Source organism: Alishewanella sp. HL-SH06 (genome assembly GCF_052656265.1).
The window spans coordinates 3,560,612-3,584,579 of record NZ_CP199752.1; the positions used below are offsets into that span (position 1 = coordinate 3,560,612).

19 protein-coding genes and 1 pseudogene are annotated in these 23,968 nt (G+C 47.4%); 3 read left to right on the forward strand and 17 right to left on the reverse strand.

What is annotated here, in order from left to right; translation table 11 throughout:
- Positions 1-104: 104 nt before the first annotated feature.
- From ACUJFK_RS16480 to ACUJFK_RS16490, 3 genes and pseudogenes are all read right to left on the reverse strand, one after another.
- Positions 105-1,487 carry an efflux transporter outer membrane subunit gene (locus ACUJFK_RS16480; protein ID WP_445425500.1) on the reverse strand — a complete coding sequence of 461 codons (1,383 nt, stop codon included), beginning with the start codon at positions 1,485-1,487 and terminating at the stop codon, positions 105-107.
- A complete protein-coding gene (locus ACUJFK_RS16485) occupies positions 1,480-4,659 on the reverse strand; it encodes an efflux RND transporter permease subunit (RefSeq protein WP_445425501.1) in 3,180 nt (1,059 codons plus the stop codon). The genes ACUJFK_RS16480 and ACUJFK_RS16485 overlap by 8 nt, the downstream gene beginning before the upstream one ends.
- A 10-nt stretch (positions 4,660-4,669) precedes the next feature.
- Positions 4,670-5,915: pseudogene (locus ACUJFK_RS16490) on the reverse strand (efflux RND transporter periplasmic adaptor subunit).
- Between the two features lie 253 nt (positions 5,916-6,168).
- On the opposite strand from ACUJFK_RS16490, the gene ACUJFK_RS16495 reads away from it, so the two are divergent.
- The gene (locus ACUJFK_RS16495) at positions 6,169-6,777 is read left to right on the forward strand and encodes a TetR/AcrR family transcriptional regulator (protein ID WP_445425502.1); all 609 of its coding nucleotides are present in this window, start codon (positions 6,169-6,171) and stop codon (positions 6,775-6,777) included.
- Positions 6,778-7,092: 315 nt separating this feature from the next.
- On the opposite strand, the gene ACUJFK_RS16500 is transcribed toward ACUJFK_RS16495, so the two are convergent.
- The 8 genes from ACUJFK_RS16500 to ACUJFK_RS16535 form a co-directional block, all read right to left on the reverse strand.
- On the reverse strand, positions 7,093-7,380 hold the full coding sequence (locus tag ACUJFK_RS16500; RefSeq protein WP_445425503.1) for a type II toxin-antitoxin system RelE/ParE family toxin: 288 nt from the start codon (positions 7,378-7,380) through the stop codon (positions 7,093-7,095).
- On the reverse strand, positions 7,377-7,658 hold the full coding sequence (locus tag ACUJFK_RS16505; protein ID WP_445425504.1) for a type II toxin-antitoxin system Phd/YefM family antitoxin: 282 nt from the start codon (positions 7,656-7,658) through the stop codon (positions 7,377-7,379). The genes ACUJFK_RS16500 and ACUJFK_RS16505 overlap by 4 nt, the downstream gene beginning before the upstream one ends.
- A gap of 1,298 nt (positions 7,659-8,956) precedes the next feature.
- A complete protein-coding gene (locus ACUJFK_RS16510; protein WP_445425505.1) occupies positions 8,957-9,319 on the reverse strand; it encodes a hypothetical protein in 363 nt (120 codons plus the stop codon).
- Between the two features lie 21 nt (positions 9,320-9,340).
- A complete protein-coding gene (gene tnpC, locus ACUJFK_RS16515; protein ID WP_445425506.1) occupies positions 9,341-10,921 on the reverse strand; it encodes an IS66 family transposase in 1,581 nt (526 codons plus the stop codon).
- A 92-nt stretch (positions 10,922-11,013) separates the two neighbouring features.
- On the reverse strand, positions 11,014-11,370 hold the full coding sequence (gene tnpB / locus ACUJFK_RS16520; RefSeq protein ID WP_445425237.1) for an IS66 family insertion sequence element accessory protein TnpB: 357 nt from the start codon (positions 11,368-11,370) through the stop codon (positions 11,014-11,016).
- 2 nt (positions 11,371-11,372) lie between these two features.
- Positions 11,373-11,657 (reverse strand): IS66 family insertion sequence element accessory protein TnpA, encoded by a 285-nt coding sequence (gene tnpA / locus ACUJFK_RS16525; RefSeq protein ID WP_226752469.1) that lies wholly within the window; start codon positions 11,655-11,657, stop codon positions 11,373-11,375.
- Between the two features lie 949 nt (positions 11,658-12,606).
- Positions 12,607-12,993 (reverse strand): hypothetical protein, encoded by a 387-nt coding sequence (locus ACUJFK_RS16530; protein ID WP_445425507.1) that lies wholly within the window; start codon positions 12,991-12,993, stop codon positions 12,607-12,609.
- 142 nt (positions 12,994-13,135) lie between these two features.
- Positions 13,136-13,423: a hypothetical protein gene (locus tag ACUJFK_RS16535; protein ID WP_445425508.1), complete on the reverse strand. Its 288-nt coding sequence runs from the start codon at positions 13,421-13,423 to the stop codon at positions 13,136-13,138.
- Between the two features lie 78 nt (positions 13,424-13,501).
- Here ACUJFK_RS16535 and ACUJFK_RS16540 point away from each other — a divergent pair, with 78 nt between their 5' ends.
- On the forward strand, positions 13,502-14,425 hold the full coding sequence (locus ACUJFK_RS16540) for a DMT family transporter (protein WP_306177847.1): 924 nt from the start codon (positions 13,502-13,504) through the stop codon (positions 14,423-14,425).
- Here ACUJFK_RS16540 and ACUJFK_RS16545 read toward each other — a convergent pair.
- The 4 genes from ACUJFK_RS16545 to ACUJFK_RS16560 form a co-directional block, all read right to left on the reverse strand.
- Complete coding sequence (locus tag ACUJFK_RS16545; protein ID WP_445425509.1) at positions 14,422-15,252, reverse strand: DNA ligase; 831 nt, start codon at positions 15,250-15,252, stop codon at positions 14,422-14,424. The genes ACUJFK_RS16540 and ACUJFK_RS16545 overlap by 4 nt on opposite strands.
- 94 nt (positions 15,253-15,346) lie before the next feature.
- On the reverse strand, positions 15,347-16,036 hold the full coding sequence (mtgA, locus tag ACUJFK_RS16550) for a monofunctional biosynthetic peptidoglycan transglycosylase (protein ID WP_445425510.1): 690 nt from the start codon (positions 16,034-16,036) through the stop codon (positions 15,347-15,349).
- 170 nt (positions 16,037-16,206) lie between these two features.
- Positions 16,207-18,435 (reverse strand): exonuclease domain-containing protein, encoded by a 2,229-nt coding sequence (locus ACUJFK_RS16555; protein ID WP_445425511.1) that lies wholly within the window; start codon positions 18,433-18,435, stop codon positions 16,207-16,209.
- Positions 18,435-19,406 carry a calcium/sodium antiporter gene (locus tag ACUJFK_RS16560; RefSeq protein ID WP_445425512.1) on the reverse strand — a complete coding sequence of 324 codons (972 nt, stop codon included), beginning with the start codon at positions 19,404-19,406 and terminating at the stop codon, positions 18,435-18,437. The genes ACUJFK_RS16555 and ACUJFK_RS16560 overlap by 1 nt, the downstream gene beginning before the upstream one ends.
- Positions 19,407-19,542: 136 nt before the next feature.
- Between ACUJFK_RS16560 and ACUJFK_RS16565 the strand changes: the two genes are divergently transcribed.
- Positions 19,543-19,725, forward strand: coding sequence for a hypothetical protein (locus ACUJFK_RS16565; RefSeq protein WP_306177853.1), 183 nt, complete (start codon positions 19,543-19,545; stop codon positions 19,723-19,725).
- Here the strand turns inward: ACUJFK_RS16565 and ACUJFK_RS16570 are convergent.
- Positions 19,706-22,852, reverse strand: coding sequence for an efflux RND transporter permease subunit (locus tag ACUJFK_RS16570; RefSeq protein ID WP_445425513.1), 3,147 nt, complete (start codon positions 22,850-22,852; stop codon positions 19,706-19,708). The two genes, ACUJFK_RS16565 and ACUJFK_RS16570, sit on opposite strands and share 20 nt — an antisense overlap.
- Entirely contained in the window at positions 22,852-23,907 is a 1,056-nt protein-coding gene (locus tag ACUJFK_RS16575; protein WP_445425514.1) for an efflux RND transporter periplasmic adaptor subunit, read from the reverse strand. The genes ACUJFK_RS16570 and ACUJFK_RS16575 overlap by 1 nt, the downstream gene beginning before the upstream one ends.
- Between the last annotated feature and the right edge of the window lie 61 nt (positions 23,908-23,968).

Sequence of the window (23,968 nt, forward strand, 5' to 3'; positions counted from 1 at the left end):
TGATTCATGGCGTGTTGATGTGAGCAAACTACGTCATGCTATACGTTAAACTGATCGGTATTAGGATTAACCCAGTTTTTATCTCTAAGCACGGCTAGCTGTATTTATTGCAGCTGGATCGCACCACCAAAACTGCGGTAAATAGCCACTAAACGACTAAAGCTTTGTTGCTGCAACTGCGCTAACTGATCACGCGCGAACAGCTGCTCGCGTTCGGCATCTAATAACGCTAAAAACTCACCACTACCAGCATTGTATCGCTCGCGCGCGATACGCAGCGCTTTATTGCTAGCTTGCCATTGCCGCTCAGTGCTCAGTTGCTGCTCACGGCTCAAATTGTAGCTTTGCAAGCTCAGTTGCATATCGGCAATGGCATTGAACACCTGCTGCTCAAACTGGGCTAAGGCCATAGTGGCATTGGCTTCAGCCACACGGATCCGCGCTTTCACCGAGCCTAAATCGGCAGCCTGCCAGCTTAGTGTGGGCGCAAGCGCCCAACTTTGATTATCACTGCCCAAGGAAAAACCTGGGCCCGAAATAAAACCCAAAAAGCCCGTTACGGATAAGTTCGGATACAGATCGGCAGTGGCCACGCCAATATCGGCAGTTCGTGCCGCTAACTCGCGCTCAGCGCTGGCAACATCGGCGCGATAACGCAGATAATTTTCACCGGCGACCACGGCGACAGGCTCGGCCAACTCAGGCAGTTTCGGTACAGAGCCTAAGTTAAGTTTGCCGGGTTGTTGCGCTAATAACGCTGATAAAGTGGCATCGGCAGTTAACAAGGCTACCCGTAAGGCGGGCACCGCGGCTTGCACCTGATGATATTGCACCTCAATTTGCGCTAACTCTAATTCAGACGCTAAACCGGCTTCAAGCCGAGCTAGCACGATGTCACGGCTTTGCTGCAAATTCTGCAAATTTTGCTCTGCCACTAATAACCGCAGCTGAGCACCGCGATATTCACCATAGCTGGTGGCAACTTGGCTAATCAGCTGCACTTGCGCATCATGCCACAAGATATCGGCTTGCTCTGCCGCCGCGGTTGCCGCTTCGGTGGCCCGCCTTAACTTACCAAATAAGTCGATATCCCAACTTAGGCTAGCGCCATTGCTAAAACCACGGGTAATGACACCGTCATCGCTGCTCGACACAGTGCCATTTTCTGTTGCTTGATAACCGCTCGCTAAACTCCCCTTGGGCAAGCTATTATTTTGCGTGTCACGAAATACCGCATAGGCGCGGTCAACGTTAGCGCGAGCTTGCACTAAGGTGCGGTTCTCCACTAAAGCACGGCTAATTAAGCGGTTTAACGTGGCATCATCGAACGCTAGCCACCAGCTTTGAGCTTGCTCTGCTTGTTGATAAGGGCTATCAAAGTTAATGGTGGCTATCTGAGTCGGTTGCTGATAATCGGGCCCCACCGTGCAGGCACTTAACGTAGCGACCAGTATTGCCATCGTTGATAGCTTAAACATGTTAGGCATCAGAAGCCTCCACAGTCGGGTTTTGTTGCACTGGCGTCGCGGCACGTTTTTGCTGTTGCCGACTGGCCAGTAAATAATAAAACAACGGGGTTAAAATTAAGCCGAAAATAGTGACACCAATCATGCCAGCAAATACCGCTACGCCCATCGCTTGTCGCATTTCTGCACCGGCACCACTGGAGAACACCATCGGTACTACGCCCATAATAAAGGCAATAGACGTCATTAAAATCGGTCTTAAACGTAAGCGACCGGCCTCTAAAATGGCCTCTAAAGCTGTCATGCCTTGGTCTTGCAACTCTTTCGCAAACTCGACGATAAGAATGGCATTCTTCGTTGCCAAGCCCACCAACACAATTAAACCAATTTGCGTAAAGATGTTGTTATCACCGCCGTATAACAGCACACCACTTAACGCCGATAATAAGGTCATTGGAATGATCAGGATTATCGCCAGCGGCAAGCTTAAGCTTTCGTACTGCGCCGCTAACACCATAAACACCAGCAAAATCACTAACGGGTAGATAAACATGCCCGCATTACCGGCTAAGATTTGCTGGTAGGTCAGTTCAGTCCACTCGTAAGTCATGCCATTGGGTAGCGTTTCTGCCAAGATTTTCTCAATAGCCGCTTGCGCTTCGCCACTGCTAAAGCCGGGGGCCGCACCACCATTTAATTCTGCCGTAGTAAAACCGTTGTAGTGCATCACGCGATCAGGGCCGGCGGTATCGGTTACCGTGATAAAAGAACCAAGTGGGATCATTTCACCCTGGGCATTCGGTACTTTTAACTGGCTGATTTGTTCTGGCGTTTGTCTAAACTTTTGATCAGCTTGCATATTCACCTGATAGGTGCGACCAAACTGGTTAAAGTCATTGACATAAACCGAGCCCATATACGCCTGCAACGTTTGAAACACCGTATCCAACGAAACTTGCTGTTGTTTCGCTTTGGTGCGATCAATATCTAAATCTAGCTGCGGCACATTAACCTGATAACTTGAAAACACCCCAGCAAGTTCAGGTGTCTGCCACGCTTTCATCATTACCTGCATGGTCACGTTGTACAGCTCTTCATAACCATAATTAGCACGGTCTTGAATTTGCAATCTAAAGCCGCCAATGGTGCCTAAACCTTGTACTGGCGGTGGTGGAAAAATAGCGATGTAAGCATCTTCAATACCAGCAAATTTTTGGTTTAAGGCCGCAGCGATGGCATTAGCGGATAACGCTGGATCTTGACGCTCGTCAAAGCTGTCTAACGGGGTAAAGACCACACCACTGTTCGGGCTATTGGTAAAGCCATTGATGCTCAGTCCTGGAAAGGCCACCGAATTAGCCACACCTGGCTGTGCTAAGGCGATCCGTGACATTTCTTTCACCACCGCTTCGGTACGCTCAAGTGAAGCGGCATCTGGTAGCTGCGCAAAAGCAACTAAATACTGCTTATCTTGCCCAGGCACATAACCGGTTGGCGTAGTGGCAAACTGCAAGCCGGTTAAACCGACCAAGGCAACATACAGCAACATCACAATGGCACCAAAACGGATGATTTTTTGCACCAAATAACCATAGCCATTCGACAACCGCGCAAAGAAACGGTTAAACGGTGCAAACAACCAACCGCCTAACAGTTTGTCCATACCACGGGTTAGCGCATCTTTTTTCTCGCCATGCCCTCTTAACAAAAGGGCCGACAATGCCGGGCTCAACGTTAAAGAGTTAATCGCCGAAATAAAGGTAGAAATAGTAATCGTTAGCGCGAATTGCTTATAAAATTGCCCGGTTAAACCCGACATAAACGCCGTTGGAATAAACACGGCCGCTAATACCAAGGTGGTGGCCACGATAGGCCCCGTGACCTCTTTCATGGCTTTTTGTGTAGCCGCTACCGGTGATAAACCTTCGCTGATATTACGCTCAACGTTTTCGACCACCACTATGGCATCATCAACCACGATACCAATTGCTAAAACCAAGCCAAATAACGATAAGGCATTTAATGAGAAACCCATTAAGTGCATAAAGGCAAAAGTACCCACTAAAGACACTGGCACAGCTACCAGCGGAATAATAGACGCGCGCCATGTTTGTAAAAACAGCACCACGACCAGTACTACTAGTAAAACCGCTTCTAATAAGGTTTTAACAACGGCCTCAATTGAGCCGCGCACAAACACGGTTGGATCGTACACAATGTCGTAAGTTAGGCCATCTGGAAAACTCTTGCTTAACGTTTGCATGGTGCTGCGCACATCATTAGAAATTTGGATAGCGTTTGAACCCGACGCTTGGAAGATCGGTAACGCGACGGCATCTTTGTTATCTAATAAAGAGCGTAACGCATAGGTGGATGCACCCAATTCGACCCGGGCGACATCTTTTAAGCGGCTGATTTCACCACGCTCGCCCACTTTGATAATAATGTCTTCAAACTCTGCCTCCGTGGTTAAACGGCCTTTCACATTGATCAATAATTGAAAATCGGCATCGCCACTCGGTTGTGCGCCTAAGCTACCGGCTGCCGCTTGTTGGTTTTGCTCACGAATGGCACTGGCAATTTGGCTTGGCGATAACCCTAAGGCCGCAACCTTACTCGGATCTAACCAGATACGCATGCTGTAATCACCCGCACCAAATACCCGTACCGCGCCAACACCTTCAATACGCGCTAATTCATCTTTAACATTTAGCGCAGCATAATTTGATAAATACAGCATGTCGTAACGATCGTCTGGTGACGTTAAATGCACCACCATAGTCAGATCGGGTGACGATTTCTCTGTGACAATACCCAGTCGCTGCACTTCTTGCGGCAGCCTTGGCATAGCGCGATCAACCCGCGCTTGCACCTGACTTTGCGCTAAATCGACGTTGGTACCAATGGCAAAGGTAATGGTTAAGGTCATGCGGCCATCCGAGGTGGCTTGCGATGACATATACAACATATCTTCAACACCGTTGATTTCCTGCTCTAACGGCGAGGCAACGGTTTCAGCAATCACTTTAGGGTTGGCACCCGGATAATTTGCGGTGACCACCACAGTGGGTGGCACCACTTCTGGATATTCCGTTACCGGCAGTTGCCAAACCGCAATGGCACCACTGATAAAAAACAGTAATGAAATAACGGCAGCAAAGATCGGCCGTTTGATAAAAAATTGAGAAAACATCGAAGAGCCCTTAACCTTGAGTCACGCTGTGTGCGGCTTGTGCTGTTAATGCGGCATGGCTTTGCTCAAGCAGTTGCTGTGCCTGACGAATTTGCGTTAACTGCGTTTCATTTGCCATCTCCACCATTTTCGGTGAAATTTGCATATTCGGCCGTACCCGCTGCAAACCATTGACCACGATCTTATCGCTAGGGGCTAAGCCCGCTTTAACAATGCGCAAATCATTGATTTTTTCCCCTAAAGTCACGGCGCGATATTCCAGTTGATTATTGGCATTCACCACCAATACAAACTTATTATTCAAATCCGTACCAATGGCTTTTTCATCAATTAACACGCCGTCATAGCTATTGCTGCCAACGAGCTTTAAAACGGGCAAATAAACCGGGTAATAACTGGTTATCTTGATTAGCAAAACTGGCGCGAAGACGAATAGTGCCAGTGTGTTGATTGACACTGTTATCCACAAAATCGATCTGACCGATATGTTGATAATCTGTATCGTTAGCCAGCGCCATATAAACGGGGTTGCCCGTTGCATCACGCGTATCGGCGCGTTTTCCTTCGTTGCTTAGGCGGGCGTATTTTAAATAGCTTTGCTCGTCTACATCGAAATAGGCATACATTTTATCAGTCGAGACCACATTGGTCAGTTCAGTTTGCCCAGCGGTCACAAAGTTACCGGCCGTTACCATCGCATAAGACACTCGGCCACTAATAGGGGCCGTTACGCGGGTATAACTTAAATCTAACTCTGCGCGCTGTAAGGCGGCTTTCACCGCAGCAACAGTGGCTGCTGTTTGTTGTTGCCGTGCTAAACGGCTGTCGAGTGCTTCAGTAGAAATAGCTTGCTGCTTGCTTAACCTTTCGCCACGCCGAAATTCACTTTCAGCTAAGCTGGCCGCGCTTTCGGCGTTTTGTAATTCGGCTTTTAAACGCGCCACATCTGCGGTAAACGGGCGAGGATCGATTTGCAGCAGTAAATCCCCTTCACGCACCAAAGCGCCCTCGCTGAAATGTACCTGCTCAATATAACCGGATACACGAGGCACCAACCTCACGGTTTGCGGAGCTTGCAAACGGCCCGTAAATTCGTCCCATTCGGTGATACGCTCAGCGACAACCTGTGCCACACTCACTTCAGGAGCAGCAGGCGCCGTAGCTTGCTCTGCGGCTTCAGGATTGCCACAAGCGGACAGCGCTAATGCCGCAACGCTGGCTAACATTAAAATTTTCACCTGTTTGAAACTACTCATGACGCACGTCTCCACTTTGTTGCGTAATTTGCATTAAATCTGCTTATTTTGTACCGGTCGGTAAATATATAGATTTATCTCTTACTGTCAATCTATTTTGTACCAAGTGGTAAATATAATAAGTTTGCCTTTATAACGATTCGTTATAAGCGTTAGCTGGGGGTCAGGTTTTATACCTAGCGGTATATAACCCTTGCTGGACATGGGGCGATTTGCTGTTTACTATATAAACACTATTTTCAGGAGCAGAGCCATGACCGTAACAAGTTGCCCACAAAGTGTCGGCCGCCCCCGCGCCTTTGATACAGATACCGCGCTTGAGAAGGCTCTAGAGGTTTTCTGGCGCAGAGGATACGATGGCACTTCATTAGCCGATCTCACCGAAGCCATGGGAATTAACAAACCCAGCTTGTATGCCGCTTTTGGTAATAAAGAGCAGCTTTTTTTAAAAGCCATTGAGCTTTATGAAAGCCGTCCTTGCTCGTTTTTTTTACCGGCACTAGAAAAACCCACTGCCTATCAAGTTGCCGAACACATGCTTTTTGGCGCAGCGAATAATATGGCCGATAAATCACAGCCGCAAGGTTGTTTTGTCGTACAGGGGGCCTTGTCTTGCAGCGAAGCCGCATCGGCCGTTAAAGCGGCATTAATTAATCGTCGGTTAGCCGGTGAACAAAAACTGCATGAACGCTTTGCTCAGGCCAAAATAGCGGGCGATCTTCCGGCACATGTTGATGCAGAAGTGTTGTCACGCTTTATGGGAACCGTGTTACAAGGCATGGCGATTCAAGCCAATAATGGCGCCACAGCAGAGCAACTGCAGCAAATTGCTGAAATGACGCTGCAGGCCTTTCCACGCTAAGTTTTACCTGCATTTTTTGCGGCTGAATATTCGGTGGCTTAGCCTACTTGGTGAGGCAAGATTTCACCTGCGGTGACAGACTTTCTTTTGCGTCGCTAAAAGAAAGTCTCCAAAGAAAATGCGACCCCACTTCTGTCTTTTACCCAAAAACGTTTGATCATCATTTCAGCATCTTAGCCTAATCAGCTAGTCAGCATTTCACCTGCGGTGAGATACTTTCTTTTGCGTCGCCAAAAGAAAGTTACTCACCAACGGCGAAAAAGCTTTCAACAATCGATGCTTGGTGTCAGATACTAAGCATTTACTAACATCGTTTCATACATCATGCTCGGTGAGCAACTGACGACAATGTCTTACCGTTAGCACGCGTATCTCATGACTCAAGCTATAAATGATGCGGTAATGACCAAAAATAATTTCTCGGTAGTGTGTATGAGGCATTTCTGGAACCATTCGCCCCATTTCTGGCACTGATTCAAGGAGATCCGTTTTGTCAAAAACGTCATTTACCCATTTTTCTGCGGCGTAGGGATTATCCAAAGCAATAAACTCTGCAGCATCACCCAGCTTTTGTAATGCTAAAGGTGACCAGACTACTCTCATCTATGAATGCGTTTTAAGATTTGGGAACGAGCATCTTTATTTAATACACCTAAACCTGCAGCTAATTGCGCTTCAGCAGTATGTATTTCTTCAAGTAACTCGATCTTCTCTTGCATTGCTTCATATTCTGCGACATCAAGAACAACGGCCACACCTTTACCATGCTGCGTAATAACCAACGGCCGACGTGTCTCATTGACTTGCTTAATAAATGATGTAACGCCAGCACGAAATTCAGATAAAGGCTGAATATCTTTATCTAGATGTATACGGCTCATATTGAACTCCAATTAGTACAACTTAACGTACAAATATTAGTCCTGTTGACCTTTGCGAGCAAGGAATTGATAAGGTATTTATTTTTTAAAAAACTTAGCCAATTGTCAGATCTTAAGTTATTGCGGATATGCGCGTAGACATTTTGATGCGGCAGGAATTTTGGTTCTTCGCTTTTTGCAGTAATAAACAGAAACACTCCGCAGGCTGATGTACTTTTTAATCCCATTACGTTGCAAGCCGAGCAAGTTTGCGTGACCAGGTGTTAAGACGAGGAGTGTTTGAGTAGCTTCGGGTTCTGATACCAAGACCCTTAACGATTTCACCGTTGGCGAGATACTTTCTTTTGCGTCGCCAAAAGAAAGTATCCAAAGAAAATGCGACCCCACTTCCGCTCGAAAGCCCAATTGCTCATGCGCTGTCCAAGGCGAAAACGTAACTCGCGCGGCGCTACCGTCGCCGCACTCAAACACCCGTTTTCTTAAAACCTTGGACAACGATGATCAGTCGGCTCGCTCTAAGGGGAATAAAAAGCCAGAGCGGTATTCACTAAGCTGAATAATCCGTTTTTTACCCCAAATCGTTTTCATGTTTGGGGTCAAAGACTAAGCATTTAAGGCTGATGTGCTTTTCAATCCCATTACGTTGCAAGCCGAGCAAGTTTGCACGACCAAGGTTTTAAGACGAGGGGTGTTTGAGTGAGGTGCGGTAGCGCCGAACGAGTTACCTCGTCGCCTTGGGCGGGCAAAATTGAACGGGCTTTCGCCGCAACGTGGGTCGCCTTTTCTTTGCGGGACTTTCTTTTGGCGAAACAAAAGAAAGTCCCTCGCCAACGGCGAAAAGGTTAAATAATTAGCCAACTCCACTTAATCGTTCACTACACCAACAACTGAAATTTGATCCACTCATTACCACAAATTGAGCTGTAGAAATCAGCTTCACGTTAAAACGTCATCGACTAACCGCGCTGCACTGCTGTTAATCCCATTACGTTGCAAGCCGAGCAAGTTTGTCCGACCAAGTTTTTAAGACGAGGGGTGTTTGAATGAGGGCCGTTAGCGCCGAGCGAGTTACCTCGTCGCCTTGGGCGGGCAAAATTGAAAGGGGCTTTCGCCGCAACGTGGGTCGCCTTTTCTTTGCGGGACTTTCTTTTGGCGAGGCAAAAGAAAGTTACTCGCCAACGGCGAGAAGGTTAAGCGCTTCTCATCAACCCTAGTGAATTTAAAATGTTACTAAGCGATCTCGCTATTAATCCTCTTATGTTTGGGGTCAGAAACTAAACGTTTCTTGTTTGTAAATATCAAGACTGACGTTTTTCTGGAGGAACTAAAAACGCTTCATATACCATGTCCAACCGAGCCCAATAGCTCTCTTCAAGAAGTCCGTAGTAGGTATCCAGCTTATCCGCTATCAGACCACCACCGTTAACGCGAGAACCAACAAAATTATTTTCTTTTAAACGCCAATATAATTTCTCATGAACACTTTGAACTACTGGACAATTAACGGTTATTGTCCAGTAGCCTCGCTGTATCATTTCGGGTGTAATTAAAATTGCGCTTATAATTTTTTCTGACGACAAATCAGAGATATTTTGTGCTTCATCAATGGTAACTTTTAGGTCAAAAAAATAGCAAAATAATGTAAGCGTAACAACAACCACACCTTGCGGTGTGGCTGGTGATCAGTAAGGCAGGAGTTGTTGCAGTTGCTCGTGGGTATTGGCTTTGGGCAGCTCTGTCAGCAAGCGGCATAAGTAATCATACGGTTCCAGACCATTGATTTTGGCGGTTTCAACCAGGCTGTACAGCGCCGCACTGGCTTGTGCACCCGTCTTGGTATTGGCAAACAGCCACGCCTTGCGACCAATCACGAACGGTTTGACCGCGCGCTCAGCACGGTTGTTGTCGATATTTAATCGGCCATCACCCAGATAGCGGATTAGTTTGGGCCACTGATTCAGGCTATACGTGATAGCCACTCCCAGTAAACTTTCTTTCGTGACACTCTCGCTTGATTTATCCAGCCAGCTTTTAAATTGTTCTAGCAGTGGTTTAGCTAGTGCTTGTCTGGCGTCATACTTCTTATCAGGCGGCGCAGTTTTTAATTTACTCTCCAGTGCATAGAGTTTCTGGATGTGGTTAAGGGCCACATCCGCTTTACCCGTTTTGCCTTTGCCCTGTGCTTTTTGGGCTTCAACGAACTTGCGTCTGGCATGCGCCCAGCAACCGACTAAGGTTGCGTGAGTTTTCTCATATCCGGCATAACCATCGACCTGCAGATAACCGTTAAAGCCGGATAAGAAGTCACAGGGATGTTTACTGCTGCGACTATCCTGATAATCAAACAGCACCAGCTTAGGGCCGGTACTTTTCTCTAAGCCACAGCCATATACCCACATGTAACAGGTGCTTTTCTCAACATCTAGCACATTGACCGTGGTTTCATCTGCCCACAGCACCGGCTGTTTCAGAAGCTCAGCTTTCATTAACGCCAGTAGCGGTTTAAGTTTATCTGCACAGGTTATCAGCCAACGACTCATCGTTTGACGACTAAGCTCAATGCCGGCTTCATTAAACAGTTTTTCTTGTCGGTAAAGTGGCATCCCATAGTGCATTTTGCTGCTGATGATTTGCGCCAGTAAACTTGGCGTGGCCATGCTCTTAGGGATAACCGCAGGCGGTACATCGGCAATCTTAATGTCGACCTTAGTGCCATTGGTTTCACACTGCCGGCAGCTGTATTTCAGCCGCACGTTCCTAAGCACCCGGATTTGTGCTGGCACGAACTCGATTTGCTCACTGACTTCTTCACCCATTTGATGCAGCGCATGGCCGCAGCAGGCACAGGTTTTATCGTCAATGTCATGGATAACGTCAACGCGGGGCAATTCAGGAATAATACGCGGCCGACGTGGTTTGACGGTTTTCTCAGCGCTCTCGGTCGTCTGAGTGTCTGGCTCTGTCGCTACGGACTGCTCTTCAATAAGCTGTTCGGCCTCATTTAAGACTTCGCCTTCACCTTCGTAGGTCTCGCTGCTGGGGCTAAATTTCTGATACTTCTTCAGGTTATAGCGCTCCAGCAATTGCTGCAGCTTATCCGACAGCTGCTGGTTAACCCGCTCTAATTTAGCGATGCGTTTGTCTTTTTGCGCCAGTTTTCGCTCAAGCTTTTGCTCATGCTTGGCAAGTAGCGCTGTCTGCTCAAGCAGCATTTTCTTAAGCAGTTCAACGTCATCAGGTAGGGTATCTGGTATCTTTTTCATAGCCGTTATTGTAACGGCCAATTTGGCTAAGTGCTTGGTAAGATTTAGATTGTTTTGGATGCGATCTACAGGATTTATAGCCGATCGGCATATCAACCCACACTCTGGTAATGCAGCGGCTGGTGCGCGGTGATTTTTTGAATATCGACACCTTGCAACAGCCAATGCCATTGCTGCTCGCTAATAGACAACACTTTACCTGGCATCTGCCTTGGCCAGCGAAACGTGTCTTTTTCAAGCCTTTTGTACCACAGACAAAACCCAGTGCTATCCCAGTACAGCACTTTTAACCGGGTACGCTGCCGATTACAGAACACAAACAATGCGCCGCTAAATGGCGAGAGCTGCATCTCTTGCTCGACCAGCAACGATAAGCCATTAATGGATTTGCGAAAATCGACCGGCTGTTTATGCAAATAGACCTTAAGCACATCGAGGAACATTTTCATGGTCAAAGTGCCCTGAGCAAGGCGGCTAACCAGAGTGCATCCGTCCCTGCTGGAAGTTGCAATTCCATATCACGCTTGCGTAGCAGGATATGCCGGGCCAGTGGCGAGCTTTGTGGTGCTAATTCAATGAAACCGGTGTCATCATTCTGATGAGCCAACAACTGGCGTTTACGGAGATTGAAATAGGTCGGGATAATCCCTTGTCGTTTAGCAAATGCCGTTTGAGTAAGGCCACTTTGGGCTTGCTCGGCGAATAAGGCCAGCCATTGTTCTTTAGTGCGTTTCATGATGATTACCCTGATAATTTAAAGAGGCAGACAGGGTAATGTTGATCAGTTAGGATAGGAATGTGTGGTTGGCGTTACGCTTACAAAATAATGCTCCAATATCAGAATCGCCATCAACTATAATTTGCCCAACAAAAAACTTACCATCCCTGGAGGGCACTAAGAACACATCGCCCTCGCTGTACTTTATCTTACGTTTACCCATTACTCCCACTTAAACCTATTTTTTTAAATTATTAATTCTATCCGTTCAGAAACCGCTGCTCAGCCAGCTTTATAAACCCAAGCCAGATAAAACAAAGCCCCGCAAGCTATGAACAGCGAGTACCCGCCACTTTTGATCAAATTTCACATGGCCTTGTATAGCTTTGTCAATTGGATATCCAAAAACTAAAACTCGCAATAGCCCCGCATATTAGTAATTTAAGACAAGAATAAAAAGAATACAAAACACCATGAACGTCAACACTCATTTTCCTTATCTAACTTCTGAGAATTGGTCTGATATTATGTTTAGATGGGTTTCCTACTCTTTACGTTGTTAAACATTCTATAGCTGAAATCACATAACCCTAACAAAAAAAGCAGTATAAAAATAAAGTTAACATTGCTTCTTCTCTCTAAGTAAGCTTTGTCAAATAATTCAACTTCATTGAGGGTTATTTGGATGAAAATGTGACCAATACTTTCAACCTCGACATAATCCCCTTTTGAGATTTTGGGGATTACGTCACAAGGTACTTTGATTCGATTCCTAAAACTCTCGTCACTTTTAAGTTTCAAATTATATTGATAAGTCGACTCCGTCTTTTTGTCGTTAAAGCATTCAAAGTATTCAATATAGCCTGAAGTATACTGATGATGAGCTATTTGGTCTTTTATTATCAATACACCCATAACAATCATTATTCCAAATGAAAAAGACATATTTAGATAATTTTTTAGTCCGTTACGCATCACTTATCGATCTCTTCTCTCTCATTTTATCAAGTGCTTCATTTATATCAGTTACCAAGGCCGTACTCTCAGCTCCAGCAGTGCTTGCACTTTTAGCCAGATTTCCTAAGGCCGAGTCTACATTTTTCAGGATGCTTTTGCTTGCACTTGCGACGCTTTTTGCACGATTGGCTTCGGGTTCAGATACCAAGATCCTTAACGTTTTCGCCGTTGGCGAGATACTTTCTTTTGCGTCGCCAAAAGAAAGTATCCAAAGAAAATGCGACCCCACTTCCGCTCGAAAGCCCAACTGCTCAATCGTTGTCCAAGGCGAAAACGTAACTCGCGCGGCGCTAACGTCGCCGCACTCAAACACCCGTTTTCTTAAAACCTTGGCCAACGATGATCAGTCGGCTCGCTCTAAGGGGACTAAAAACCAGAGCGGTATTCGCTAAGCTGAATAATCCGTTTTTTACCCCAAATCGTTTTCATGTTTGAGGTCAAAGACCAAGCATTTAAGGCTGTTGTGCTTTTCAATCCCATTACGTTGCAAGCCGATCAAATTTGCGCGACCAAGGTTTTAAGACGAGGGGTGTTTGAGTGAGGCGCGGTAGCACCGAGCGAGTTACCTCGTCGCCTTGGGCGGGCAAAATTGAACGGGCTTTCGCCGCAACGTGGGTCGCCTTTTCTTTGCGGGACTTTCTTTTGGCGAGGCAAAAGAAAGTCCCTCGCCAGCGGCGAAAAAATTCTCGACTATGCAAAATTAAAACCTTGCGCAGCTTAATGGTTTGACTCCCAACAAAACCACCCTTGTTGCTAAACAAACCCATAAAATTCTACTTTGACTACTGTTTTAATCTTGAACAAGGCTTTATGATCAGTGCCTTTATCGCCTCTGGCATCGCTTTATGCAAAACATCTTATTGTACTTAGTTACCGTGTTGATCTGGGGTTCCACCTGGTTTGCCATTGAGTTTCAACTCGGTGAAGTTGCGATTGAAGTATCACTCTTGTACCGTTTTGCAATTGCCGCTGTACTGATGTGGCTATTTTGCTGGTACAAAAAGCTCGATATGCGTTTTACGCTGCGCCAGCATGGCTTTATTTTGTTGTTAGCCACGCTCAATTTTGCCGTCAACTTTCTGTTTATTTATCAAGCACAACAATACCTGACCTCCGCGATGACCGCCATCGCCTTTACCACTATGCTACTGATGAACATCGTTAATACGCGGTTGTTTTTCGGCAAACCGGTAGCGAAACGTATTTATTTTGGTGCCTTAATGGGCATCGCCGGTATTGTGGTGCTGTTTTGGCCTGATTTAGATGGGTTAGATTTTACCAATGCCAGCTTAATCGGCTTATTGCTGATCTTATCGGGTGCACTCTCGGCCTCGTTTGGCAACATGGTCAGCGTGCGCAACTCACGAGAAGGCATGCCCATTATGCAAGTGAATGCATGGGGCATGCTGTACGGTAGCGGCGTATTATTGTTAGCGGCATTATGGCAAGGACAACAGTTTAACTTCAGTACTGAACCGGCTTATCTTGCTTCATTGCTCTATCTGGCGATCTTTGGCTCGGTCATCGCGTTTGCCAGTTATTTTGCGCTACTGAAAAAAATTGGCCCGGAAAAAGCCAGCTATACCATAGTGCTGTTTCCATTAGTGGCCGTGGTATTAAGTACCTTATTTGAAGGTTTTAGCTGGACCAGTTATACCTTTAGCGGTTTTGCGCTGGTGTTGCTGGGCAATGCTATCGTGTTGACTCCTTTTGAACGGATCCGAGCCTTATTGCGCCCCGCCACCGTGAAACTCGAACCCATGGCTTAAAAATCGGAGTGCACTTTTAAAAATCGCGCAAAACGGGGTAAGCCATGCACGGTCAGACCGTTATACCGATAGGTTATCACCGTGCCAATTTCTGGTGGTGTTTCGCGAAGCGCATCCGTTAAACCACTGCCAATAGCAAAGGTTTTGCCTTCAGGTGTTTTGACGATAAGCGCTCCAACCATACCTTGATACTTGCCCTTACCCGGGCGATAACCCACCACTTCGGCTTCTGCATCCTGATAGGTTTTCAGCTTTAATAACGCCTGACTTCTGCCGGTATGATACAACGCGGCTTGATGATGCAACATTAAGCCCTCTGCGCCAGCCTGCTCCAGCTCAGTAAGTTTAGTAAACAGTTGTTGCTTATCCGCAACACGAAACTGCGGCACAATGACGATATAAGGCGAATTGAGCTGCTGTTTAAGCGCGTGCATTGCCAAGACCCGATCACTAAAGGTTCCTGCCGCCTCGGGTAACTCAAATACGTAATAGCGAATTTGTTGCCATTCGCTCTGTACCGGTTGTTGCTTGCTCACTATGCTTAACGTGGCGGCAAACTGCTGGCGACCCAGCCACAGCTCGCCATCTAATTTTTGGCTTGGAAAATCAGCAAGAAACCAAGACGGCGCGGCAATAATATTGCCTCCTCGGCTAAGTAGTTGTTTACCATCCCAATAAGCACGCACACCATCTAGTTTCTCGCTTACCCAATAATCTTGAATGTCGACATCTTCATGGTAAATCTGAGCTAGCAGCAACTCAGGCTTAGCTGCTACCCCTAAAGGCCATGCGCACACCCACAGAACAATTAACAATCTAATCATCATTTGGCATCCTTTATTTAAAAAATAAAGTATAGCCGCTTGTTAACCTTTGCTGATTTTTTTGCAGTTGCGTCGCGGTTATTGCTACCACCAGTGATTAATGCAATATCGGGTTTAAGTAACTGCTCCCTAATTGCCGCATTTGTCGCTCGACCCAAGCGACGCGTTGACGCAAATAAGGCGTTAATTGACGTGGATCGCGCGAGCGTGGACTGGGTAACAGCACGGCGAGCCTCGCCGCCTCATTAACGGTGAGATAGCGCGCCGATTTAGCAAAATAATGTTGGCTAGCCGCTTCAACACCGTATATACCTTGCCCAAATTCAGCAAGATTGAGGTATACCTCTAAAATCCGCTTTTTACCCCAAATAACCTCAAGACTCAGTGCTAAACCCGCTTCTATGCCTTTACGTAAAAAACTTTGTCCTGGCCATAACAATAGATTTTTTGCTGTTTGCTGGCTTAGGGTACTCGCCCCCCGCAGACCACCACCATTATCAAATTGCTGTAGCGCTTGACTGATCGCCGCAAAATCTACCCCCCAATGCTGAGGAAACCGCTGATCTTCAGAGGCAACCATCGCTAACGGCACATGTGTCGGCAGTTCAGTGATGTCTATCCAATGTTGCGTCACGGGATAAGGGCTTTGCAGCATAAAAGCGGAGGTGGGTGGCGGGATAAAGCGCAGCACACACAGCAAAGTTAATAAGGCGAGGCTAAAGCACAGTAAAAATCGCCAAATGACGAGCCCTGTCCAGCCAAGCCAACTACGTTGATGTTGTGTCATTCGAACCCTCTTCATTAAAGCCATGATTCTTACAAGTTGCCCTTAACACTATAGACGATGACAGCAGCACACCTTATTAAGCCAGCAGCCTTTATCGCCGCTGGTAATGACGGCATAGCTCGATGACTTATGCCTTCTATTAAGGCAATATATGCCGCATTAAAAAGGAGTTAGGTCGTGGCGTGCTCTGGCTTACCGCGTTTGTGATTTATCAGTAAGAGTAACTGCGCAGCGGCTTTAGCATCATCTAAGGCGCGGTGATGATTCAGCAATGGAATGTCTAACGCTTGGCATAATTTGCCTAAACTGTAAGAAGCATGCCCGGGATAAAACCGGCGCATATTTACCACGGTACACAGCTGCGGCATATCCAAGGTTATGGCTAACCGAGCAAACTCGGCCTTAATAAAGCCGTAATCAAATTTCACGTTATGCGCCACGAACACCGCGCCGTTGAGAAAGGCCGCTAAGCTATCGGCTATTTCGGCAAAGGTGGGGGCGTCCACAACCATATTATTTGTAATGCCGGTTAGTCGGCTGATAAAAGACGGAATGCGCCGCTGAGGATCAAGTAAGGTGCTAAAGCTATCAATGATCTCGCCAGATTGTACTTTAACCGCACCAATTTCAATGACCCTATCACTCCCCGCTTTACCGCCAGTGGTTTCGACATCAAGTACCACATACAGACGATCAGGATCGATGATCCAATGCAGCTTTTCTAAACGGGCGTTAAACCCCGCTTGCTGCAAAGCTAACAAACGCGCGAGTTGATGGCGCTGGATCTTGTCACCCGGGGCTTTGACTTCAACAAAAGCCAGCTCATTTCCTTTGATCAGTAGCAAGTCAGGATAGCCACTACTGCAGCGCTGAAAATCTTGCGCCATATGGCGTAACAAAGTGGCTAACGCCTTGGCCGGCGCCAGCTTAATCAAAGGTAACAGTTGTTCAGCCAAGTCTTGCGGCCAAAAACAGATACTATTGCGTTTGCCAAAATGCGCGGCCAAAGCATTTAGCAGATGCTGCGTGGCCCCAGGCTCGTCTAACCACTGCAGTTTCTGTTCAATACTGTCGGCAAATTGCGAGTAAAACAGCCCAGCACTGAGATTGCGTGGCCGCCGTTCAAACGGGTTATGCAAGGCACTCGCCGGATGCTCAAATAGCTCATGCCAAAACCATAGGGCAAATAGCGCCAACCATAGGTTATTTTCGGCATGAAACGCCTGATAACCTTGGCGTTGATAATGCGCGATCACACCTTGCTCAGCTTTGCCTAAGTACAACTCATCCACACCGATACTGGGGGCTTGTTGCAGTAATTCTGTCAGTCGGGAGCGCTTAGCACTGACCGTGCCTGGCGCAGGAAAGTGCCGAGTGAAAAAATCATCGGCGAACAGCCATTCTTCATCACAGGCTGGATCATTTAACAGTTGCTGCAAATAGCTTTGGCATTGCTCGCGCTCGCCTTGCTGCCAATACAAGCGCGCCAGTCGCTCTGATGCGGGAAAATCAGCACTTTGCTGATAAAACGCGATAGCAAAATCCATTTGCCGCTGCTGCTCGGCAATCCGGCCTAGCTGATAACACCGTTCGCTGCGCTTAGTGCTGAGCTGCGGATCATCGGTTTGCGGCCAGTGTTCAACCATAGTGAGCATCGGCTGTAATTCGGCGCGGATAGTTGCCACATCCGTTAGCGGTTTCAGTTTTTTGGTTAATGCTTGGATCGGTGCTTTAGCGCTAGCAATGCTAAAAGCCAGTTGCGCTTGAGCTAACTCGGTAAAGCGAGGTTGGAAGACTTGTTTAAATTGCCCAGTTTGCCGAATACCCAGATCGCGCAGCGTAAACAGCGATAAATTGCTTTCTATGCGGCCAAAATACAGGAAATAGATATAACTTAGTGCGGCTTGCCGCTGTAACACCACATAGCGCTGTGGTAACTGGCGGATCAGTGCCAACCAATCCACTGGCAAACTCAACGCGATACGCAGCAATTGGGGTTTGGTGGCGCTTTTTTTAAGCTCTAACGGCACGGCTAATTGCTGCTGCGCCAGCTCAAGTAATTGCCATAAAGTGTGTTTGGTCAGACGTAACCAAAAATCGGTTAAATCCGCAGTCTGTAGTTCTGCGACAAAACCCTGTTGCTGTAACAGCGTTAACCAAGGTGTTGGCGCACCAATTTCATCGTAACTTAGCTCGCTATCACAAAACACTGCGCCTTTGCGATTCAGCATGCGCACCAACAACAGCTGCGCAGAGGGCGCTAAGGCAGCAAAGTCGCTAATAAAAGCCTGACTGTCTGCCGTTAACACTGCTTGATAATGCGCTGCCACAAACTGCAGCAGCTCATTAAAATGCTGTAAATAATAACCGCTATCTAACTCAGGCTTGTGATATGCCATCAGCCCAACACGGTGCTTAATAGATAACCGGTATAACCACAGAATACGGCCAGCAGCAGCGCGCCTTCAAACCGATTAATACGCCCCTGTTTTTTGTAACCAAACCCGAGCACCAATAACGCCGCAGTCAGCACCGCCATCAAGGTCCAATCGCGTGTTAATACCACGGCATCAACACTCATCGGTTGAATAGCCGCAGCGATACCCACTACCGCTAAGGTATTAAACAGGTTTGAACCGATCACATTACCCAAGGCAATATCGTGCTCACCTTTTTTGATGGCAATCAATGAAGACGCCAACTCTGGTAACGAGGTGCCCACCGCCACCACCGTTAAGCCGATGACTAAATCGCTGACACCCAATGATTGTGCAATAAACACCGCACCGTACACCAACATCCGCGAAGCCAAAATCAATAACAATAAGCCTACCAGCAACCAGATTATCGATTGTTTTAAGCTCATACTCTCCGCGTTGGCCAGTTCGGAATTCATTTCGACTGCCATCGGATCGCCAGGGTTACGCATGCCTTGCCATACCGACCAAATCATTAACAGTAAAAACACGCCTAACAAACACCAAGCATCAAACCGTGTTAACTGATGATCGAATAATTGCCAACCTGCAAACAATGTTACGCCTAATAAAATGGGTAGCTCTTTTCGCAGCACTTGCGAATTAACCGCAATAGGGCTAATCAACGCGACTAAGCCTAAAATTAACGCAATGTTGGTGATATTCGAGCCATAAGCATTCCCTAAAGCCAAAGCGGGATTACCATCAATGGCTGCCATCGCCGACACCACCATTTCGGGTGCTGAAGTACCAAAACCCACCACTAACATACCAATCAGCAACGGCGGCATACCTGCATATTTAGCTGTTGCCGCCGCGCCATCTACAAATTTGTCTGCACTCCACACCAGCAAGCCTAAGCCTGCTAACAACGCTAATACCGCCAGCAACATAATGACCATTCCTTTTAAGAGATTGTGGGCAGTTTAACATGCGTATGATAAGGTCAATAGAGTGGCGAACGGTGCCTTGATAAATATATATCGGGCCGTGTTCGCGGTGTAAACACGTTGAAGGATAAATAACAAAATGGCGTTACTTGGCATTCTAGCAGTTTTATTTTTGGCCTTAATGATTTTAGTGCCCGTTATGGAAAAGTTTGCTAAAAAAGGCGATGCAGCAGAGCAGGACTATCGTAAATACAGTCGCTGGATCCTGCCGTTGGTCGCCTTAGTGTTAATCGCGCAATTACTTAAGATGTTATTCGCGTAAAACGCGGTATGGCATTAAATACCGAGATTAATAATGCCGGTAAGAAGAGTAAACTGACGACCGTAGACAGCAGCAAACCACCTAACACTATGACCCCCACGCCACGATACAACTCTGTGCCTTCACCAGGGAGGAACACTAAAGGCGCTAAACCAAACACTGTCGTTGCGGTGGACATTAAAATAGGCCTTAACCGTGTAGCCACCGCGGCCAACACTGCGGCTTGTACCTTACCTGGCTGTGCTGCAAAATTACGCCGGCTTTGATCAACAATCAAAATGGGGTTGTTCACCACTGTGCCGAGCAAAATTAAAAACCCCAACATGGTGATCATATCAAAGGGTTGATAAAACCCGCTTAGCCCCATCGCAGTAAACACACTCCCCGTTGCGTTAATGGTGACCAAACCGACCAGAGCCGCCGCCAGCCCTAAGGGCACAGTCGTTAAAATTAACAGCGGATAGCCCCAATGCCGGAAAATGGCAACCAGTAATAAATAGATTAAGACAATCGCAATCATAAAGTTACCACTGAGCGCCGCCTTAGTGGCATCAAGCTGATCCGAGGCACCCGTAATATCGAGGCTAACGCCCTGGGCAATGGCGCCTTGTTGTTGTAATTGTGGCACAAGCTGTTGCTGTACTTGCTCAACAGCGGTTTCTAACGCGACGTCGCGAGGTGGAATAATATACAACGTGACAGTTCGTAAACCATTTACCCGCCGTAAGTTATCACTGTCGGCCACTTCACGCAGTGAAGCCAACGCACTAAGCGGTAATACTGCGCCAGCCGGTGTATGCAAGGGCGCTTGCCCCAACGCGGCCAATTGTTGTTGATTACCCGCCGCACTGAATAAGAAAATATCCACTTTATCGTCGTTCAAGAAAAACTCGTCAACAAAGGCACCATCGCTTAACGCGGCAACATCAAAGCCAAAGTCTGCCGCACTGTAGCCTTGCTCTGCCAAGCGTTGCCAGTTGGGGCGAATTTCAATCAGCGGCTGATCTAAAGACAACGACGACGGATCAGAATTTAACTGTGGGTTGTCAAATAGCTGTTGTGCTGCCAAATAGGCGGCATCGGCAGTCGCATATAAACTCGCCAGATCAGGCCCAGAAATATCCAACGCCACCGCACGGGTACCGCCATCATTACTGCTAATTATGGAACCTCGTGAAGAAAAAGCCCGCATCCCAGGATACTGCCGAAATAACGCCGTTAAGCGATCCATCATCGCCTGTATATCCGTTGCTCGCACCGGCTCACTCATCAACCAAATTCGCCCTACTGACACATTCATTGAATAATATTTCAAAGGGGGCATAATGGTTGTACCCTCGTCAAACGATTGCGCGTCTGCCAATACATGCGGCTCTAAAAACGCCCTGACCTCTTCGGCAATCATCGCCATTTCAGTGAGGTTGTAACCGGGTGGCGCAATCATCAATGAAAATGCTTTCGGCTCTTCGCCCTCGGGCAGGTACTCGGCAGGGGGCATTAACCAAGCGGCTAAGCCCAAGGTAAAGACGAGTGTGCTCAGCATAACGGCTGCCCGCCGCTTACCGTTGGCAGTTAGCCGATTTATCACAGCCAATATTCGGCTTGGCGCAGCTGATCCGCCCGCTTGAGCCGCAGCTTGACCACCAAATCCCATTCTGGCTAAGGCGGAAGGTACCACAAACACTGCCACTAACATCGAGGCAATTATCGCCGCGGCAATCGATATCGCAATGTCGGAATACAACTGCCCGGCTTCTTCCTCGATAAACAAAATAGGCAAAAACACCAACACCGTGGTCATGGTTGAGGCTAATACCGCTGGCCAAACATCACGCACACCGGCTAAAGCGGCATCAAACTTAGTTAAGCCCCGTCGCCTGGCTTGCTCAATACTTTCAAGCACCACAATGGTGTTATCCACCGTCATACCAATGGCAAAGGCGACTCCCGCTAAAGAAATGACATTGATGGTGCGATCAAATAATAACAAGCCAAGGAATGACGCAATGGTGCAGATTGGCAGGCCAATAATGCCGACAAGTGTGGCACGGCCAGAACGTAAAAACAGATACATAACCAGGGTTGCTAGAGCGGCCCCTAATGCTAAGTTGGTCCAGACATTAACGATAGAATCTTCAACATAACGCACGTCATCGCCAATCAGCATCAGTTGCAAACCTTGTTGCGCTAATAAATCTTGATTAAGCTGCGCTACAACCTCCAACATACCTTGTTTAATGGCGATAACATTGGCACCACTTTCGCGGCTGACAGATAAACCTATAGCTTGCTCACCGTCTGCATAGGAAAGTTGCCGCACTTCAAAATGATCTAACACCAAGCTGGCAACATCACGCAGTCGCACTTGTTCAGCGCCGCGTTGTGCAAGGATAACGTCTTCTAATTCGTTTAAATTATCGAAACGGCCGATCACCCGCAATAAATAACGTCGTTTACCGTTATCGATATCACCTGCAGAGCTATCGCGGTTACGCTCGCGAATGGCTTGGCGCACATCACTCATACTTAAACCGCGTTGTGCCAATTTAGCCGGATCGACCAGCACCTGAATTTGCCGCTCAGCACCGCCGCTGACACCAATTTCAGATACCCCAAGCACGCGTTCCATACGGGGCCTAACCACGTCTTCAGCGAAATCCCGCAGCATGTCCATGTCTAATTGCAGCGGGTTGCCGGCAAGGGGCATTAAGCGGTAATACATAAAGGCATTTGCGGAAAATGAGCTGCTTAATAAGCGCGGTTGGTCGACATTTTCAGGATAACTAGACACTTGGCTTAAGGCATTACTGACTCGGATCAAGGCTTCATTAACATCCACCCCGAATGGAAACTCTAACTCAATGTTAGCTGAGCCAGTACTTGCTCTGGAAATCATCCGCTGCAAATTAGGCAAATTGCGTAAATAGCGCTCTTGCTCAATTAAAATTTCTTTTTCAATATCTTGCGGCGTGGCACCAGGCCAGCCCGTGACCACACTGATGGTTCTAACTTCCAAATCAGGGATCATTTGCACGGGTATTCGAAAAGCGGCAACAATACCCAACACACAAATAATTAAAACAGCAACCGTTAAAATGGTGCCATGGCGGATTGCGGCAGCTAACATCAGTTGCCTCCTGCCACGCTAACTAACCGAACCGCTTGGCCATCACGTAAATTTTCATTACCTCGCACCACCACCGCTTCACCTTTGGGTAAACCCGACACAATTTCTACACCGGCAGTGGTATTACGCCCAAGTGTCACAAGTCGGCGATAGGCTTTACCGTCAGCAATAGAAAACACACTGAATTTGCCATCAGCATGGCGTAGCAACGCGTCAGCAGGCACCACCAAGACTTGACGCTCACGTTGTTGAAAATGGAATACCGCGCGGGCTGACGTACCTGGCAATAAGCCACTAAGCTGACTCTCGACGGTGAGCCTTGCTAGAAAACTCCGGGCATTACCGCTGGTCACGGGCACATCGGCCGTTAAAGTAGCTGACAACGCGTTATTAGGATAAAGATCAGAGATAACATCAATATGCGAAAGGTCCGCTAAGGCGGGGTAATATTCTTGTGGTAATTGCACGTCAAGATACAACGGCGTTAAGGCCACTAAGCGAAATACTGGGGCACCTAAGTTGACATACTCACCCACATCAGTGTATCGCTCAACCACCACGCCGGCAAAAGGAGCGGTTAACTGGTGACGTGCTACTTGCTCTTGCTGCTGCGCCAGCGCCGCAGCTGCTTGGCGTTTTAGGGCCTCGGCTTGACGCAATGCCGCTTTTCTTAACGCTAATTCCGTTTGTGGAAAAAGCTGTTGCGACGTCAGCGTTTCGGCTTCGGCAACCAAGCGTTGCTGTTCTTGTAAATTGACTTCAGCTAACGCTAATCCCGCTTGAAACTGTGCTAAATCATGTTGCGCTAAGGCAGCATCTAAAGTCAACAACACGTCACCCGCTGCCACACGTTTACCGGCATCGACGTGGACTTGCGCGACCAAACCTGCTGTTTTACTCGATAAATTCGCATCTTGACGCGCAGTTAAAGTACCCGAAACGGTCAGTTGCTCTGCCAGACTGTTAGCCACCGGCTGGATCGCTTGCACCGGCACAACATCTTTTGCCCACAAGACACCACTCCACAGTAACGATATTGCCAGTAAATGCCGCATTGTCTCTCCTTATCATCAGCAGGTTAACCTGATCTGTTATGCGTAAAGTGGGCATCACGAT